The sequence below is a fragment of the Tistrella mobilis genome (genome assembly GCF_039634785.1).
GTDB lineage: Bacteria > Pseudomonadota > Alphaproteobacteria > Tistrellales > Tistrellaceae > Tistrella > Tistrella mobilis.
Genome location: NZ_JBBIAB010000007.1, coordinates 180,562 through 198,298, shown reverse-complemented (window position 1 = coordinate 198,298; position 17,737 = coordinate 180,562). Strand labels below are relative to the sequence as shown.

At 70.1% G+C, this 17,737-nt stretch carries 15 protein-coding genes; 10 read left to right on the top strand and 5 right to left on the bottom strand.

The genetic code is table 11. The features are described 5' to 3' along the window. The first annotated feature begins 30 nt into the window (after positions 1–30). The 4 genes from WI697_RS12440 to WI697_RS12425 all read left to right on the top strand — a co-directional run bounded on the left by WI697_RS12440 (position 31) and on the right by WI697_RS12425 (position 3,032). Entirely contained in the window at positions 31–933 is a 903-nt protein-coding gene (locus WI697_RS12440; RefSeq protein WP_345958673.1) for an enoyl-CoA hydratase/isomerase family protein, read from the top strand. A 65-nt stretch (positions 934–998) separates the two neighbouring features. After that, positions 999–1,643 carry an alanyl-tRNA editing protein gene (locus WI697_RS12435; protein ID WP_345958672.1) on the top strand — a complete coding sequence of 215 codons (645 nt, stop codon included), beginning with the start codon at positions 999–1,001 and terminating at the stop codon, positions 1,641–1,643. A 164-nt stretch (positions 1,644–1,807) separates the two neighbouring features. Continuing rightward, on the top strand, positions 1,808–2,536 hold the full coding sequence (locus WI697_RS12430; RefSeq protein WP_345958671.1) for a DUF433 domain-containing protein: 729 nt from the start codon (positions 1,808–1,810) through the stop codon (positions 2,534–2,536). Next, positions 2,526–3,032, top strand: coding sequence for a PIN-like domain-containing protein (locus tag WI697_RS12425; protein WP_345958670.1), 507 nt, complete (start codon positions 2,526–2,528; stop codon positions 3,030–3,032). Before WI697_RS12430 ends, WI697_RS12425 begins: the two co-directional genes overlap by 11 nt. A gap of 7 nt (positions 3,033–3,039) precedes the next feature. Here WI697_RS12425 and WI697_RS12420 read toward each other — a convergent pair whose 3' ends face one another. Beyond that, on the bottom strand, positions 3,040–3,504 hold the full coding sequence (locus WI697_RS12420; protein ID WP_345958669.1) for a GNAT family N-acetyltransferase: 465 nt from the start codon (positions 3,502–3,504) through the stop codon (positions 3,040–3,042). Positions 3,505–3,706: 202 nt separating this feature from the next. Further along, the gene (locus WI697_RS12415) at positions 3,707–4,963 is read right to left on the bottom strand and encodes a thiolase family protein (RefSeq protein WP_062768798.1); all 1,257 of its coding nucleotides are present in this window, start codon (positions 4,961–4,963) and stop codon (positions 3,707–3,709) included. A 160-nt stretch (positions 4,964–5,123) separates the two neighbouring features. On the opposite strand from WI697_RS12415, the gene WI697_RS12410 reads away from it, so the two are divergent. Further along, entirely contained in the window at positions 5,124–7,268 is a 2,145-nt protein-coding gene (locus WI697_RS12410) for a chorismate-binding protein (RefSeq protein ID WP_345958668.1), read from the top strand. A gap of 129 nt (positions 7,269–7,397) precedes the next feature. After that, on the top strand, positions 7,398–8,243 hold the full coding sequence (locus WI697_RS12405; RefSeq protein WP_345958667.1) for a universal stress protein: 846 nt from the start codon (positions 7,398–7,400) through the stop codon (positions 8,241–8,243). A gap of 108 nt (positions 8,244–8,351) precedes the next feature. On the opposite strand, the gene WI697_RS12400 is transcribed toward WI697_RS12405, so the two are convergent. Continuing rightward, entirely contained in the window at positions 8,352–9,344 is a 993-nt protein-coding gene (locus WI697_RS12400) for a quinone oxidoreductase family protein (protein WP_345958666.1), read from the bottom strand. Positions 9,345–9,486: 142 nt separating this feature from the next. Here WI697_RS12400 and WI697_RS12395 point away from each other — a divergent pair, with 142 nt between their 5' ends. Then, the gene (locus tag WI697_RS12395) at positions 9,487–10,389 is read left to right on the top strand and encodes a LysR family transcriptional regulator (RefSeq protein WP_345958665.1); all 903 of its coding nucleotides are present in this window, start codon (positions 9,487–9,489) and stop codon (positions 10,387–10,389) included. 64 nt (positions 10,390–10,453) lie between these two features. Further along, positions 10,454–11,044 (top strand): dioxygenase family protein, encoded by a 591-nt coding sequence (locus WI697_RS12390; protein ID WP_062768783.1) that lies wholly within the window; start codon positions 10,454–10,456, stop codon positions 11,042–11,044. On the opposite strand, the gene WI697_RS12385 is transcribed toward WI697_RS12390, so the two are convergent. Beyond that, on the bottom strand, positions 11,014–11,805 hold the full coding sequence (locus tag WI697_RS12385; protein ID WP_345958664.1) for an AraC family transcriptional regulator: 792 nt from the start codon (positions 11,803–11,805) through the stop codon (positions 11,014–11,016). The genes WI697_RS12390 and WI697_RS12385 overlap by 31 nt on opposite strands. Before the next feature lie 140 nt (positions 11,806–11,945). Between WI697_RS12385 and WI697_RS12380 the strand changes: the two genes are divergently transcribed. Further along, on the top strand, positions 11,946–12,356 hold the full coding sequence (locus tag WI697_RS12380; protein WP_062768777.1) for a hypothetical protein: 411 nt from the start codon (positions 11,946–11,948) through the stop codon (positions 12,354–12,356). Positions 12,357–12,489: 133 nt separating this feature from the next. Here WI697_RS12380 and WI697_RS12375 read toward each other — a convergent pair whose 3' ends face one another. Further along, the gene (locus WI697_RS12375; RefSeq protein ID WP_345958663.1) at positions 12,490–16,098 is read right to left on the bottom strand and encodes an indolepyruvate ferredoxin oxidoreductase family protein; all 3,609 of its coding nucleotides are present in this window, start codon (positions 16,096–16,098) and stop codon (positions 12,490–12,492) included. A gap of 459 nt (positions 16,099–16,557) precedes the next feature. Between WI697_RS12375 and WI697_RS12370 the strand changes: the two genes are divergently transcribed. Next, entirely contained in the window at positions 16,558–17,736 is a 1,179-nt protein-coding gene (locus tag WI697_RS12370) for an iron-containing alcohol dehydrogenase (protein ID WP_014744066.1), read from the top strand. Position 17,737: the final 1 nt, after the last annotated feature.

The following is a 17,737-nucleotide window of genomic DNA, read 5'->3' as shown; positions in this document are numbered from 1 at the left end:
AAAAGCCGACCCCCAGGAGACGCCCGCCCGATGACCCGTGAAGCCGACGCCGCCGAAACCCCCGAGACGCCCCTGATTGAGATCGACCGCCCGGCACCGGGCGTGGCATTGGTGCGCATCGATCCGGGCCCCGAGGGGCTGATGGATGCCGCCGCCGCCGATGCGCTCGCCGGTGCGGTCACGGCGCTCGATGCCGATCCGGGCGTGCGGGCCGTGGTGTTGACCGGCGCCGTGCCCGGCATGTTCGTGCGCCATTACAGCCTGATCGAGCTTGGGGCGACGGCCGGGAAGGTCGCGGCTTCCGGCCGGCGGTTCAACGATCTCTCCCGGCCGGTGAAACCCGCCCCGTTCAATGCCTGTCTCGACCGGATCCAGGCGAGCGCCAGGCCCTGGATCGCCGCACTCAACGGCTGGGCGATGGGCGGCGGCTTCGAACTGGCGCTGGCCTGCGACCTGCGGGTGGCGCTCGACGGGCCGTGGAAGTTCGGCCTGCCGGAAGTGCGCGCCGGGCTGCTGCCGGGCGGTGGCGGCACCCAGCGCCTGACCCGGCTGCTGGGCGAGGCCCGGGCGCTGGATTTCGTGCTCCGCGGCCGCATCGTCTCTCCGGCCGAGGCCGATCGGCTGGGGCTGCTCTCGGCGCTGGTGCCCGAAGGCGGCAATGTCGCCGGTGCCGCGGTCGCCCTCGCCGCAGACCTTGCCGCCCTGCCGCGGCTGGGGATTGCCCATGCCAAGCGGCTGGTCCGCACCGCCCTCGACGGCACGTTGGAACAGGGGCTTGCGGCCGAGCGCACGCTCTTCGTCGACACGCTGACCGATCCCGACACCCGCGCCCTGGTCGACCGCATGGCCAGAGATGCCGACGGACGGATCGATGAGGCGGCCCTTGCTGCCGCTGAGGCGCCGGTCAAGGCGCCCGAAGCCGGCACGGCATGATGGTCGGGCGGCATAGTGGTCGCCGGCCGTTGCGGCCTGTCGTATCGCCATAGCGGAGGGGTCTGATGACCGTGCGATTTTTCTGGGAAGATCCCTATCTCGACCGGCTGGACAGCAGGGTTGCGGCGGTCGACGACGACTGGATCAGCCTCGACCGGACGATCTTTTTCGCCTTCTCGGGCGGTCAGGAGAGCGATCGCGGTCGGATCGGTGGCCACGAGGTGCTCGAAGCGGTTGCCGATGGCCCCGGGATCCGCTACCGCCTCGCCCCCGATCACGGTCTTGAACCGGGGGCCCCGGTCACGGCCGAGATCGATATGACCCGCCGCTACCGGCTGATGCGGCTGCACTTCGCCGCCGAGCTGGTGCTGGAGCTTGCCGACCGGCACATGCCGGGGGCGGCCAAGATCGGCGCGCATATCGCCGAAGACAAGGCGCGGATCGACTTCCTCTGGCCCAGCCCCGTGACGCCGCTGCTGCCGGCCTTCCTGGCCGATGTGGCGGAACTCGTCGCCGCCGACCTCCCGATCATCTCTGCCTTCTCGGATCAGGCGGCCGGCCGCCGCTATTGGGAGGTCGAGGGCGTCGCCCGGGTCCCCTGCGGCGGCACCCATCTCCGGCGCACCGGCGAAGTGGGCGCGATCACGCTCAAGCGGGTGAATGTCGGCAAGGGCAAGGAGCGGATCGAGATGCGGCTTGTGGCGCCGTGACCGCAGCCTGGGCCTGCTGACCGCTTGATCCTCTTGAAAGGGGATCAAGCGGTCAGCACACGCCAAAGGGGCATTCGACGCTGTCATTCCGAAACCATCTCGACATAACGTTCTGCCGCGACAAAATGTTGTGTGATGACATGGGAGGGAGGACGCCGTCACCGATGGGCCTGATGACGCAGCATGAGCCACTGGCCGCCGGCTTTTACACGGTGAACGAGGCTGCTCGCCTGATCGAGGTGGGCAATCGACGGCGGATTGCGGCCTGGCTGAAGGGCTATACGGGACGCGATGCCGGGCCGCTCCTGATGGGGGAATTCGCATCAGGGGGTGGGACGAGCGAACTCAGTTTCCTTGATCTGATCGAGGTCCGCTTCGTCGAATACCTGCGCGCACGGCAGGTGTCGGCCCGCGCGATCCGCCGTGCCATCATTGCCGCACGGCGACTGTTCGGGGAGCCGAAACCTTTCGCGAGCCGCCGCATTCTGACCACGCATGACGGACGGAACGTGTTCGTGGAAGAAGCGCTTCGGCCGGCGGCCCAAGCCGAGAGGGATCATCGGCTCTGGGATCTGATCACGGGGCAGTACGAGATCGTGGAGATCATCGAGCGCCAGATCGACCGCAGCCTCTGCTTCGACCCGAAAACCGAGCTTGCCAATCGCTGGTATCCTCGTCGCGACGCGTTCCCGGAGGTTCTGATCGACCCCGTGATCGCCTGTGGCCAGCCGATCGTCGCGGGGCGGGTGCCGACCGGCACCATCCGCGACCTCTGGCGGGCGGAGGACGGCCGGACGGATATCGTTGCCAGTTGGTTCGACATCGACATTGAGGACGTCACCACGGCGGTGGCGTTCGAGGACTACCTCGATCAACCACGTGATGCAGGTTGATCAGACCGAGATGAAGGTGGCGCTCGATTTTAATCTGTCGCCGAAGCTGGCCGCCGCCCTGACGGCACTCTATGGCCAGAGCGGTTTTGAATTCGTTCACCTCAAAGATGTCGTTGCATCGGCAACGCCGGACGTTCTCTGGGCAACAACCTGGCGCAACGCTGGCGGGCGCTTTGTCGTGTCGGGAGACATCAGCATTGCACGCAAACCGCATGAAGCGGCTGCCTTCATCGACAGTGGCTTGATCTCAATCTTTCCCGACAAGGGATGGGGCAACTTGAGGACACATCAGCAGGCGGCATTGCTGGTGTACCACTGGCCTGGGATCGCGGAGCAGCTTGGCGGCATTATCGTCGGCAGTTGCTGGAAGCTGCCGGTCGATATTCGTGGGCAAGGGCTCCGTCTGAGGCCGGCCCCGCTTATCCCGTTGCAGGTTCCGGGGGAGGTCCTTGATCGGCATCGGCAGACCGCCAGGACGATATCTGCATCTGCCTGAGGCGTGATCAAATCTCCAGCTTCATCCCCAGATGACTGCCGGTGAAGCCCAGCCTTTCGTAGAAGCGGTGGGCGTCCTTGCGGGTGAGGTCGGTGGTCAGCTGAACCAGGCTGCAGCCGCGATCGGCGGCAAGGCCGATGGCATGGCGGATAAGGGTTTCGCCCAGGCCCTGGCCGCGGGCGGTGCCGGCGACGCGCACGCCCTCGATCTGGCCGCGGATGCGGCCCTTGCGCGAGAGGCCGGGAATGATGGTGAGCTGGAGCGTGCCGAGGATCTGGCCCGCCGCGTCCGCCACCAGCTGGATCTGGTTCGGATCGGCGGCGATCGCCCGGAAGGCCGAGAGATAGGCCGGATCGAGCGGCAGGCGCGGATCCTCGCGGGTCCGGCCCAGCACATCGTCGGCGAGCAGGGCGACGATTGCGGGCAGATCGGCTTCGCTGGCCGGGCGGATGACGAGGCTGGGGGCGGTCATGATCATATCCTCCGGGCGGGTGTGCCCGAGGCTGTCATGCCCGTGCGGTGTCGTCCAGACGGCGAGAGAAAAATGCGGGACGGCCCCGGGGGATAAGGGGCCGCCCCGCAAGAGAGCCGCTGCTGCCAGGGACGTGCGAGCGCGGCCGGAAAGACCGTGTGGCGCCGAAAGATCGTGTGGCGCCGGGCCCTTGTGGTACCGGTCAGGCGTCGGCGCGGGCCAGGATGGCGACTGCGCAGGCGGCCTCGTCGAAGCCGACCACCCCGCCGCCATTCTCGGCGAGGGCGATCTTCGCATCCGCCACCTGGCGGTCGCCCGCCTCGTGGCGGAGCTGGGCGGCCAGTTCCGAGACCATCGACAGGCCGGTCGCCCCCACCGGATGGCCCTTGGAGACCAGCCCGCCCGAGGTATTGACCGGCAGACGGCCGCCCAGCCGGGTCTCGCCCGCCTCGATGAAGCGGCCGCTGGTGCCGGGCTCGCAGAAGCCCAGCATCTCCAGCTGATAGAGTTCGCAGAACGAGGTGGCGTCGTGCAGTTCGACCAGATCGATGTCGGCGGGGCTGAGCCCGGCGCGGGCATAGGCCTTCTTTGCCGCCACCGAACTCAGGCCCGGCTCGTCGAGATCGCGATACTTGCCGCCCGACATGGCGAGGCCGGCGATGCGGATCGCGCGCGCGCGGACATGGGCCGGCTGGCCGTCGAGATAATCCTTCGAGCAGACCAGCACGCCGGCGGCGCCGTCGCCGATGGGGGCGCACATCGACCGGGTGAGGGGGAAGCTCACCGGCCGGTCGGCCAGCACCTCGTCGGGCGAGACCTCGAACCGGTACTGCGCCTTGGGGTTCAGGCTGCCATGCCAGTGATTCTTCGAGGCGGCGATGGCGATCTGGCGCTGGGTCGTGCCCCATTTCGCCATGTGATAGCAGGCCTGCATGGCATAGGTGTCCATGAACACCGTCCGGTCGGGGCCGTATTCGAAGGGCTTGTTGGCGGTCTCGCCGGCGGCGGCGTAATACTGCCGCCATTCGTCCGGGTCCATCTGGTCGATGCCGCCCTCGAAGATCTCTTTGGTGCGTTCGGCATCGCCGGGCACGAAGGTCTTCTCGACGCCCATCGCCATCGACAGCTCGACCTCGCCCGAGGCGACATCCTTGAACGCGCCCGACAGGGCCATCATCGCCGAAGCGCAGCCGCCTTCGACGTTGACCATGGGCACCCGCTCGGGGAACAGGCCGTCGCGCACCAGCGGCGTGAAGCAGACCTGACCGCGGATATTGCGCTGGCCCCAGCTGCCCATGCCGCAATTGCTGAACCAGCCGGTTTCGATCCCGGCCCCCGTCTCCAGCCCGGCATCGGCCAGGAGGCCGGTATAGGCCTCGCGGGTCAGTGCCTTGAAGCCGGTCTCGGGCTTCTTGCCGAAGGCGGTCGAGAAGGCACCGATGATATAGACGTCGCGCATGGTCGGGCAGCTCCGGCGTTGGGATCGTCTCTTGGGATGGGAACTTACCAACGGGTCATTTGGCAGGCAAGCGTCGTGATCGGCCAACTCCCCGTCGCCAGGGCCGATCGCTCCGGCTATATGCTGACAGCACGGAACAGTGGGGGACTGGCAGGAACCGATGCGGGCCTTGCTCATCGACAACCATGACAGCTTCACCGGCAATCTGGCCCGGCTGTGGTGGCAGGTCACCGGGCAGCTGCCGCTGGTGGTGCCGCATGATGCCGCGCGCTGGGCGGAGCTTGCGGCGGACGGCTTCGATGCCGTGCTGATTTCGCCCGGCCCCGGGCGGCCCGACACGCCGGCGGATTTCCGGCTGGGGGCCGAGGTGCTGCAACTGGCGCTCAGCCCCGGCGTCCGGCTGCCGGTGCTCGGCATCTGCCTTGGCCATCAGGGCATCGCAGCCGCGGCGGGCGGGCGGGTGGTGCAGGCGGGGGAGCCGCGCCATGGCCGGACCAGCCCCGTGCATCATCAGGGCCATCCGCTGTTCCAGGGCGTGGCCTCGCCTTTCGAAGCCGTGCGCTACCATTCCCTGATCGCCGCCGAACCGCTGCCCGACAGGCTCGAGGTTCTGGCCCGCGCCGGCGATGACGGCGCGGTGATGGCGCTCGGCCATGTCTCGGCGCCGGTCTACGGCCTGCAATTCCATCCGGAATCGATCCTGACGCCCGATGGCGCGCGACTGCTGGCGAATTTCGCCCGGCTGGCCGGCCCCGGGACCGTGGCGGCGGCGGCCCCTGAGCAGCGGCTTGCGGTGCCGCCGGTGGACGATCCCTGGCCGCCCGGCCTGCTGCCCGACGCCGGGGCGGAGGGATGGAGGGTGCTGCGCCGGCCGCTCGCCGAGGGCGTCGATATCGAGGCGGCGGCCGACCTTGTCCGCCGGCTGAGCGGCTGGTCGGTCTGGCTGGATCCCGCCGATGGCGATCCGGCGGCGCAGCCGGTGCTGATCCCCGACCAGGGCCCGCTGGCACGGCGTCTGTCCTATCGCGTCGCCGACCGCCGGATGACCGTCGCGGATGGCGGCGGGCAGTGGCTGGGGCAGGTGACCGGCGATGCCTTCGATCTGCTGGGGGCGGCGATCGACCGGATCGGCCCGTTGGCACCGCTTGCCGACGGCGCCGGCTGCCGGCTGCCCGGTCCCGGCTTTTACGGCTATCTGGGCTACGAACTGGCGGAGCTGTCCACCGGCGTGGCCCACCACCCCTCCGGCCGGGATGATCTGCGCCTGATCCTGGCCGACCGGCTGCTGGTGGCCCGGGCCGGCGCCGACGGCCGTTATGCGATCGAGGCGGTGATGCTGGTGCCGGCAGGGGATGCCGGGGCATCCGCTGCGGCCGATGCCTGGGCGGAGGCCTGGGCCGGTCGTCTGGCATCGGCCGGCCCTCTGCCGCCGCCCGACATGACCCCCGCCGCCCTGCCGGTGGCGGCAGCCCATGATCGCGCCGCCTATCGCCGCCGCATCCGTGCCGCCCAGCGGCTGATCCGCATCGGCCAGTCTTTCGAGATCTGCCTGACCACCCGCTTCCGGGTGCGCGGGGCGATCGATCCCTGGCAGAGCTATCGCCGGCTGCGGCGTGCGGCACGGGCGCCGCTGATGGCCTGGCTGGGCTTCGGCGACATGGCGGTGCTGTCGGGCTCGCCCGAGCTTTTCCTCGATCTGGACCCGGTGGCCGGCATCGCGACCGCCCGGCCGATCAAGGGCACCGTCCGGCGGGCCGCCGATCCCGTCGAGGATGCGAAACTTGCCGCGGGTCTGGCGGCGAGCGAGAAGGAACGCGCCGAAAACCTGATGATCGTCGATCTGATGCGCAACGATCTGGGCCGGGTTGCGCGTCCCGACGGGGTGGCGGTGCCGGTGCTGTTCGGGATCGAGAGCTTCGCCACCGTGCATCAACTGGTGAGCACGGTTACGGCCCGGCTGGCATCCGAGCCGCCGGGGCGCCGGACGGCGGGGCTGCTGCGGGCCTGCTTTCCGGGCGGGTCGATGACCGGTGCGCCGAAACGTCGCACGCTCGAGATCATCCACCGGCTGGAGGGCGAGGCGCGCGGGGTCTATTCGGGCGCGATCGGACGCATCGGCCTGGACGGATCTCTGCGCCTCTCGATGGTGATCCGCACCGCCGTGGTCGACGGCCAGGGCGCCACCGTCGGGGCGGGCGGTGCCATCACCCATCTGTCGGACCCCGAGGCCGAGATCGACGAAGTCGCGCTCAAGGCCTCGGCACCGCTGGCGGCACTTTTTCCCGACGGTTTTGCGAAGGCTTGATCCGGATCAAGGTTCGGATGCATCCAGGGTTTAGAGTGATGGCCATCGGACGGGATGCCAGCCCCGCCCGCTGCCGCACCGGCGGTCGCCGGTGGAGCTTTCGCGCAGTCCCCCCAAGGAGGTCCGGTCATGTCCTACAAGAGCCTGCTCGTCCATGTCGACGATCGTCCGTCGACCGAAGCCCGTCTCGATGTCGCGCGCATGCTGCAGGAGCGGTTCGACGCCCATCTGACCGCCGTCTATCTGTCGGTGGACGTGGTGATGCCCGGCTACATGATGGAGCATGTCCCCTCCAGCGTGCTGGAAGCGGCGGCGGAAGAGCGTAAGAAGCAGGCGAAGCAGCGCCTGGCCGAAATCGACACGATGCTGAAGCGGCGGCACATGACCGTCGAGATGCGCTCCGAGAGCGTGATCGCCACCGATTACATCGACCGCGTCGCCCTGCATGCCCGCTATGCCGATCTGACCATTCTGGGCCAGCCCGAGCCCGGCACCGACGATGCCGGCGACCTGCTGATCGAGGAAACCATGTTCGGCGCCGGCCGGCCGGTGCTGGTCGTCCCCTATATCGGCCTGCCCAAGGCCGGCAAGGTCGGCAGCAAGGTGCTCGCCGCCTATGACGGCGGCCGCGAGGCCACCCGCGCGCTGGTCGACGCCCTGCCGATGCTGAAGACCGCCGACACCGTCAAGCTGCTGGTGATCAATCCCAAGCCCGGCCGCCATGGCGAGGCGCCCGGCCACGACATGGCCCGCTATCTGGCCCGCCACGGCGTCAAGGTCGAGGTGGCGGTCGAAAAGATGTCGACCAGCGATGTCGGCATCGGCGATGCGGTGCTGAACCATGTGGCCGAGAACGATATCGACCTGCTGGTGATGGGCGCCTATGGCCACAGCCGCCTGCGCGAGCTGGTGCTGGGCGGCGTGACCCGCCACATCATGGGCCATATGACCGTGCCGGTGCTGATGTCGCACTGATCGCCGACCGCCCATACCGATCAGGTCCTGAGCCATTGAGGTTCCGGGCCCATGACGGCCCGCCGGGGATGCCCCCCTTGGCGGGCCGTCGGTCGTTTCGGCTGAAGATCAGGCGCCGGTATCGAGCAGCAGGGCGCCGGTGCCGACGCCGGATTCCAGCCGGTCATGCGCCTCGGCGATCCGGTCGAGCGGCAGGCGGCCGCCGGTCGGCACGATCAGCCCCTCCGCCATGCGCGTGATCACCGCGGCACCGGCGCTGCGATAGGTTTCCGCATCGGAGATGAAGCCGATCACGCTCGGCCGGGCGAGGGCGATGGATCGCGCCGGGCCCAGATCATAGACGGAGACCACCGGGATCCGCCCTGCGGCCTCGCCCAGGCTCGCGACCATGCCGAAACGGCGAGCCATGCCGAAGCTCCGGGCCAGCATGTCGCCGCCGATGCCGTCGATCACCAGATGGGCGCCGCCATCGGTTGCCGCCTGCACCGCGGCCACCGGATCTTCCGCCCTGCGGTCGATCACCAGATCGGCCCCGGCCGCGCGGGCGAGCGCCGCCTTTTCGGCCCCGCCGGCAATCCCGATCATCCGCAGCCCCAGCCGCCGGCCATGGGCGATCGCCATCCGGCCGATCCCCCCGGCGGCGGCGTGCACCACCACGGTCTCGCCCGGCTGCATCACCCGCACCCGCGTGAACAGCATCTCGACCGTCAGCGCCCGCAGCAGAGAGGCGGCGGCCATGTCGTCACCCACGGCATCCGGCAGCTTCAGGGCCCGCCAGGCCGGCAGCAGGCGATGGGTGGCATAGCCGCCATAAGGGGCGCCGGCCCAGGCGATCCGGTCGCCCGGTGCCAGCCCCGTGACATCCGGCCCCACCGCCTCGACCACGCCGGCGGCCTCGGCGCCGATCACCGTCGGCAGGGCCGGCAGCGGATAGAGCCCGCGGCGGTGGTAGATGTCGAGGAAGTTCAGCCCGGCGACCGTCTGGCGGATCAGGATCTCGCCCGGCCCCGGGGCCGGCACCGGCAGCTCCTCGACACGGAAACCTTCGGTCCCCCCGGCCGCATAAAGGCGGACGGCGCGGGCGGTGGCGACAGCGGACATGGATCGGATCTCCTTCAGCCCCGGCCGCGGCGGGGTGCTGCGGCCCTGGGGCTGAGGATAGATCTGTGGACATCCACCCAAACAGCTGGCAGCTTTGCGCAATCCCTGTGGAATTATCCACAGATTTGGGCATGAGCGGGCGATGAACTGGGACGATCTGCGCTACTTCCTGGCGCTTCAGCGCAGCGGGTCGCTGCTGGGTGCGGCGCGGGTGCTCAAGGTCGACCACACCACGGTTGCCCGGCGGGTGGACGCGCTGGAAACCGCGCTCGGCCTCAGGCTCTTCGACCGGCTGCCGCGCGGCTGGGTGCCGACCGCCGATGGCGAACGCCTGCTGCCGGCCGCCGAACGGGTGGAAGAGGGGGTGATCGCCCTCGGCCGTGCCGGTGCGGCGGCGGGCGGGCTCGCCGGCACGGTGCGGGTGGCGGTACCGCCGGTCTTCGGTGCGCATTTTCTGGCGCCGCGGCTGGCGCCCTTGGCCCTTGCCCATCCTGAGCTTGAACTGGAACTGGCCGGCGATATCGGCGCGGTCAGCCTGCTGCGCCGGGATGCGGATCTGGCGGTCCGGCTGGAGCGCACCGGTGATGGCGAGTTGATCAGCCGGCGCCTGGGCCGGATGGGCTTCGCCCTCTACGGCACGCCCGAACATGCCGCCCGTCCGCCGGCGCGCTGGGAATTCGCCGGCTATGACGACCGTCTGGCCGGGGTGGCGCAGCAGCGCTGGCTGATCCGCCAGGCGGCCGGCCGGCCGATCCGGCTGCGGGCCAATGATCTGGCGGCGCTGGCCGAATATGCGGCGACCGGGCTGGCGCTCGCCGCCCTGCCGCATTTCCTTGCCGATCCCGATCCCCGGCTGGTCAGGGTGGTGGAAGACACCGAAGGCGAGGCCGGCCGCGACATCTGGCTGCTGGTCCATGCCGATCTGCGCCGCTCCCCCCGGGTGCGGGCGGTCATGGATGCGGTGATCGGCGCCTGTACCCGCGACCGGGCGCTGCTCGACGGTTCCGGCGTGGCAAAGCCCACGGGGGCGCCCGCCACCCCCTGATCTGCCGGCGCCAGAGACCCGATATGTCCTGTCTCAGACCACCGATGGGCGGAGGGGGAAGGTCATGGCCGATATCCGGGATCGACAGCCGTCGCGGCGGCGCCTGCTGCATCTCTCGGCCGGTGCGGCCGTGCTGCTGCCCTTTGCGGGCCTCGTCCGGCCGGGCATGACGCGTGCCGCGACGCCGGCCTGCGGGGCAGGAGATCCCACGCCCCGGCAGACCGCCGGCCCCTATTTCAGCCCGGGATCACCGCAGAAGGCGGATTTCACGGCCGATGCGCCTGATGGCGAGGTGATGCAGGTCAGCGGGCGGGTGCTCGATACCGACTGCCGGCCGGTTGCGGGCGCGCTGCTCGACATCTGGCATGCCGATCCGACAGGGGCCTACGACAATCGGGGCTTCCGCATGCGCGGCCACCACTTCGCCGACGATGCCGGGCGCTACCGCCTGACGACGCTCAGGCCCGGCCTCTATCCCGGCCGCACCCGCCATATCCACATCCGGGTCCAGGCTCCGGGCGGGCCGGTTCTGACCACCCAGCTCTATTTCGCGGACGAGCCCGGCAATGATCGCGACCGGATCTTCCGGCCCGAGCTGGTGATGGCCCAGGGGGCCGATGGCGGCTATGGCTTCGATTTCGTGGTGGCGAAATAGCGGGCGGGCGAGGTGCCGAAGCGCCGCCGGAACATGGCGATGAAATTGCTCGGCCCCGCATAGCCCAGCGCGTCCGAGACGATCGCCACCGGCTCGCCGGCCGCGAGCATCTCCAGCGCCCGCACCAGCCGCGCCTGCCGGCGCCATTCTCCGAAGGTCATGCCGGTCTGGGCGATGAAGGCCCGGCGGGCCGTGCGCGGCGACAGCCCCGCCGCGCCTGCCCAATCCTCCAGGGTCCGGTCATTGGCCGGATCGGCCGCAAGGGCGGTCGCGATCCGGGCCAGCCGCCGCTCCGTCGGCATGGGCAGGTGCAGCGGTTCGGCCGGGGCGGCGGCAATCTCGTCCAGCAGCACGGCGGTCAGCCGTTCCTGACGGGCATCCAGCCGGTTGGCCTGCCACCAGCCGGCGGCACGGCGGACCAGCGCCCGCATCACCTCGCTCACCGCCAGCACCTGCGGTCCGGCCGGCAGCCCGGCACAGGCTTCGGGTGCGACCAGCGCGGTCCAGCCCGAGGTGACGCCGGTCATCGCCCCCCAATGGGGTATGCCGGGCGGCATCCATCCCGCCCGGTGGGGCGGCAGCAGCCATGAACCATGGGGCGTGCGGCTGTGCATCAGTCCGGTCTCGATACAGATCAGCTGGCCGCGGCGGTGGGCATGCCAGTCCACTTCCTGGCTGCCGAGCGGGAAGTCGTTCTCCAGCCCGGTACCGCTCGCCAGCGCGATGACCGGCGGCCCGTCGGGGCGGTCGAACAGATCCATGCGCGGCGCATCTCCCCTGCGATATGGCAGCTTCTCAATATTTATTGTCCGGATGCGGTTACCGCTGCAAGCGCCCGGGCGTCTAGCGTGAGCGTCAGGGCGCATCCGTGCCCCGATCCGTCAGAGGAGACCCTTCCGTCATGTCCGCTATTCCCGGCGCCGATCTCCGGTTCATCGTTCACGACCTGTCCGCCTTCCCGCTGGTCCGCGCCCGGCCCGATGCCGTGCGGCCCGGCTATGCCGTCGCCTGGGAAGAAGAAATGCAGGCCCTGCTCGACCGCGGCACGCCTTTCGTCGTGATCTTCTCAGGCCCGCAGCCGGAAGAGACGCACGAGGACCGCAGGCGCCGGGCGCTCTGGCTCAAGCGCAGCCGCGAGGTGCTGGGCCTGATCTGCAAGGGCATGATCGTCGTCGAGGAGAGCCGCAGCCGGCGGCTGGTGATGGAGGCTCAGGCGCTGATGGCCGAGAAGGCCTTCGGTGTCCCGGCCCGGGTGGTGGCGTCGGAAGCCGGGGTAGAAGAGGCGGCGCGCGATCTCCTCGCCCGCGGCTGACGCGGGCGGCCGTCTTGCGACGTTTGCGAAGATGACGGCGGAAGAATTGCGAAGGTTGCGAAGGGGCGAAACGGCAACCGGGATCATCCCCGCCCAAGCCGGCGGCGAGGATGATCCCGGAGATTGAAGGCGGTCACTCCGCGGCGGCGCGGCTCGCCTCCGGCCCGGCATCGAGGCGGGCGAGGAGGCGCTTCTCCTCGACCTCGGCCGTGCGCATGGCGCTTTCCTTGATATGGCCATAGCCGCGGATCTTCTCGGGCACGGCGGCGATGTCGCGGATCAGGTCGCGATTGGCCGTCGTCAGCCGCGGCAGCAGCCCGTCGATCCGGCTGATATAGGCCTCGATCAGCGCCCGTTCGGCCCGGCGCTCTGCCGTGCGGCCGAAGGGATCGAGGGCTGTGCCCCGCAGGCGCTTCATCCGGGCGAGCAGGCGCATGGCGCTGAACATCCACGGACCGAAGCTGGTCTTGCGCGGCTTGCCGGTGACCGGATCGGGTTTCGACAGGATCGGCGGCGCCAGATGCAGGGTGATCCTGCGGCCGCCGTCGAGTTCGGCCTTGAGCGCCCTGGCGAAGCTGCCGTCGGTATAGAGCCGGGCGACCTCGTATTCGTCCTTGTAGGCCATGAGCTTATAGAGCGCGCGGGCGACGGCGCGGGCAAGGCGGAGATCGCCGCCGCCCGGCAGAAGCGCGCGTTCCGCCGCCTCTACCCGTTCCACCACCGACCGGTAGCGGGCGGCATAGGCGCTGTCCTGATAGCGCACCAGCTCGTCGGCATAGAAGGCCACGAGTTCGGGCAGAGGCGCCGTCTCCGGATCCGGGCCTTCGGCCACACGCGGCAGGGCGGTTTCGGTGGCCGGCTGGTCGAGCCCGGCGGCCCGCAGCACCGCGGCGCGGTCGACGGCGGCCTTGCGGCCCCAGGCGAAGGCCTGCAGGTTCATCGCCACCGCCTGGCCGTTCAGCCGGATCGCCTCGCGCAGCGCCTCCAGCCCCACCGGCACCAGCCCCTTCTGCCAGGCGAGGCCGAGCAGGAAGGGGTTGGCATAAAGGCTGTCGCCGAACAGCGCCCGGGCGATGCGGGTGGCATCGATCCGCTCCAGCGCATCCCGGCCGATCGAGGCCTCCACTGCCATCGCGGTCGCCCCATCGCCCAGCTTCATGTCGGGCTGGATCGCGAAAGAGGCGAGTGGCACGACATGGGTGTTGGCAACGCCGCGGGTGCGGCCGGCGGCATAGGTGGCGCGGGCTTCCGCGCCGGCGGCCACCACCATGTCGGCGGCGATCAGCGCATCGAGCGAGGCCGGCGGCACCCGCCCACCCGGGGGCGGGGTGGTGACCGGCGCCACCCGGACATGCGAGGTGACGGCACCGTTCTTCTGAGCAAGACCGGTCTGGTCGAGCACCGAAACCGCCCGGCCTTCGATATGGGCGGCCATGCCGATCAGCGCACCGATGGTGACGATGCCGGTCCCGCCGATGCCGGTGACCAGGATGTTGGCCCGGCCGCTTGCGGCCGGCGGCACCTTGGGCAGGGGCAGGCCCTCATCCGGTGCCGGGCCGTCGGTCCCCGCCGCCTTGGGCTTGGGCGCGGCCGCGCGCTTCGCCGGCCTGGCACCGGTCACGGTCACGAAGCTGGGGCAGAAGCCTTCGACGCAGGAGAAATCCTTGTTGCAGCTCGACTGATCGATCTGGCGCTTGCGGCCGAAGGCGGTCTCCAGCGGCTTCACCGACACGCAGTTGGAGGTGGTGCCGCAATCGCCGCAGCCCTCGCAGACCCGGGGATTGATGAAGGCGCGCAGATCCGGATCGGCCATGGTGCCGCGCTTGCGGCGCCGGCGCTTTTCGGCGGCGCAGGTCTGGTCGTAGAGCAGCACGGTCACGCCCGGCGTCTCGCGCAGTTCGCGCTGGACCTGGTCCAGCTCGTCGCGCGGGCGGATGGTCACGCCCTCGGCCCAGGGCGTGGCGGCGGGGTATTTGTCGGGCTCGTCGGTCACCACCACCACCCGGGCGGCCCCTTCGGCCGAGACCTGGCGGGTGATCTGCCAGGGCAGCAGCTGGCCGTCGACCGGCTGGCCGCCGGTCATGGCGACCGCATCGTTGTAGAGGATCTTGTAGGTAATGTTCACCTTGGCCGCGATCGCCGCGCGGATGGCGAGCAGGCCCGAATGGAAATAGGTGCCGTCCCCCAGATTCTGGAAGATATGGCCGTCCTTCGAGAACGGCGCCTGGCCGATCCAGGCCGCCCCTTCGGCGCCCATATGGCTCCAGAGCGTGGTGCGGCGATTGGGCATGTAGATCGCCATGCCGTGGCAGCCGATGCCGGCCAGCGCGCGGCTGCCCTCGGGCAGTTTCGTCGAACTGTTATGGGGGCAGCCCGAGCAGAACCAGGGCGAGCGGCCGGGCAGCGGCGGCTCGTTGCCGGCAGAGGCCGCCGCCCCCGCGGCGGCACCGCCGCAGGCCGAGGCGAGCGCCCTGGAGGCATCGTCGAGGCCGAAGCGCACGGCGATGGCGCGGGCGATGTCGAGCGGATCGAGCGCCCCGTCCTGCGGGAAAAGCGGCCGGCCTTCGGCATCGGTCTTGCCCGAAAGCCGCGGACGTTCGGCATCCGGCAGGCCGTAGAGCAGGCGGGCGAGCTGTTCTTCGACGATCGCCTTCTTCTCTTCGACCACCAGCACCTCGTCGAGGCCGCGTGCGAAGCGCACGGCGTTGACCGGCTCCAGCGGCCAGACCAGGGCGGGTTTGTAGATGGCGATGCCATGGGCGGCGAGGCGGGCCTCGTCGACGCCCAGCAGGTCGAGCGCCTCCAGCACGTCGCCCCAGGCCTTGCCGACCGCAACGATGCCGAAGCGGCGCCGGGGAGCGTCGTGGGTGACGCGGTCGAGCCCATTGGCCCGCACCCAGGCCTGGACCATGGGCAGCTTGTGCCGGAACTGCCGGGCTTCCTGGTCGACCGGTGGGTCGGGCCAGCGGATGTGATAGCCGCCGGGCGGCGGGGTCACGTCGTCGGGCAGGCGGAAGGCATGGCGCGCCGGATCGATCTCGATCGAGGCCGAGCCTTCGACCGTGTCGGCCAGCGCCTTCACCCCCACCCAGCAGCCCGAGGCGCGCGAGAGGGCGAAGCCGGCCAGGATATAGTCGACCAGTTCACCGATGGTCGCCGGGTTCAGCACCGGCACATGGGCTGCGATCAGTCCGGGTTCGGACTGATGGGCGACGGTGGAGGATTTGGCGGTATGGTCGTCGCCGAACACCGCGACCACGCCGCCGACCGGGGCGGTGCCGGCAAGATTGGCGTGCTTGATGGCATCGCCCGACCGGTCGACGCCCGGGCCCTTGCCGTACCAGAGGCCGAAGACGCCGTCCTTGTCGGAGGTGCCGCCGCCGATATGAAGCTGCTGGGTGCCCCAGATCGAGGTCGCGGCCAGGTCTTCGTTCACACCCGGATTGAAGACGATCCCGGCCTTGTCGACATGCTTGCGGGCCTGCCAGAGCGCCTGATCGACGCCGCCCAGCGGCGATCCGCGATAGCCCGAGACGAAGCCGCCGGTGTTCAGCCCGGCCGCACGGTCGCGTTCCGCCTGCAGCAGCAGGGCGCGGACCAGGGCCTGGGTGCCGGTCACATAGATGCGGCCCTGGGGCAGCGTGTACTTGTCGTCGAGCGTCACCTTCGGCGCGGCGGTCGCGGCAGTGGTGGCGCTGGTCTCCGACCGGGCCTCTGCGGTTCCGGTATCGCTGGTCGCCATCGTCGACCCGTCCTCCCTGGGAGCTTGCGGCCGTCCGGGAAACGACAGGACGGGCGGCGGAAACCGCCACCTTACCTCTCCCTCGCGACCACTGGCACGGGACCGGCCCGGCACCGGGCGCCGGTGCACTGCCTCTTCGGTAGCGGCGGGCGGGCAGGCCTCTGGAAAAGGCATCTCCCGCCACGGACAGCTCGCGACCGGTCCATACATGCCATGGTGATGCGCGGCCGGCCGATGCGTCAAGTACCAGACACCGTTCGAACGCCATGTGGACCGACATACACCGCAGAGTGATCCCACGCGCAGGATATGCATGCCATGGTGGCACGTGCGGCAGCGACTTGACCCGGGGGGCCGGGGCTCTCATCCTGACCGCCGGACCGGCGAGGCCTGCCGGCGCCTTAATCAACGAACGAACCGCCGGCCCCGATGCCGGCTACCCCTGGGAGGTCGCCCGCCATGTCGCCGCAGTCCGTACCGTCCTTCGTCTTCGAGACAACCCGCAGCATCGTCAGCGAGCCGGGGGCCTGCACCAGGCTCGGCCAGATCATGCGCGATCTCGGGGCGACGCGGGTGCTGGTGGTCACCGACCCCGGGGTGCGGAAGTTCGGTCTGACCGATGCCGCGCTCGAAAGCCTGACCGCCGCAGGGCTGGAGCCGGTGATCTTCGACCGCGTGGTCGCCGACCCGCCGGCCGAGGTGGTCGAGACCGCCGCGGCCGAGGCCCGCGATGCCGGTGTCGACGGCGTGGTCGGCCTGGGCGGCGGCAGCTCGATGGACGTGGCCAAGCTGGTGGCCTTCCTGGTCGCAACCCCTGTCGCCCTGGACACGATCTATGGCGTCGGCAATGCCAAGGGCCGCCGCCTGCCGCTGGTCCAGATCCCGACCACGGCCGGCACCGGTTCCGAAGTGACGCCGATCTCGATCGTCACCACCGGGGCGGCCGAGAAGAAGGGCGTGGTCTCGCCCCTGCTGCTGCCCGATGTGGCGCTGCTGGATGCCGATCTCACGCTCGGCCTGCCGAAGAACGTGACCGCGGCGACCGGTGTCGACGCCATGGTCCACGCGATCGAGGCCTATACCAGCGCGCACAAGAAGAACCCGCTGTCGGACGTGCTGGCGCGCGAGGCGCTGCGCCTGCTGGGCGGCGCCATCCGCCGCGCCTGCACCGATGGTCGCGACCGTGCCGCCCGTGCCGACATGATGCTGGGCGCGCTGCTTGCCGGCCAGGCCTTCGCCAATGCCCCGGTCGCCGCGGTCCACGCGCTCGCCTATCCGCTTGGCGGCCATTTCCACGTGCCGCACGGGCTGTCGAACTCGCTGGTGCTGCCGCATGTCCTGCGCTTCAATCTGGAGAGCGAGACGGCGGCACGGGCCTATGGCGAGCTGGCGCCGATCGTTTTCCCCGATCTCGATCGGGCAGGCGGTGACAAGGCGGTCTCGGCCCGGTTCGCCGATGCGCTGGCGGGGCTGACCGAAGAGCTTGGGCTGGAAACCCGGCTGGCCCAGGTCGGCGTCGGCCATAATCACCTGCCGCTTCTGGCCGAGGATGCGATGAAGCAGACCCGGCTGCTGGTCAACAACCCGCGCGAGGTGACGCTCGACGATGCCCGCGCGATCTATGAGGCAGCGCTCTGAC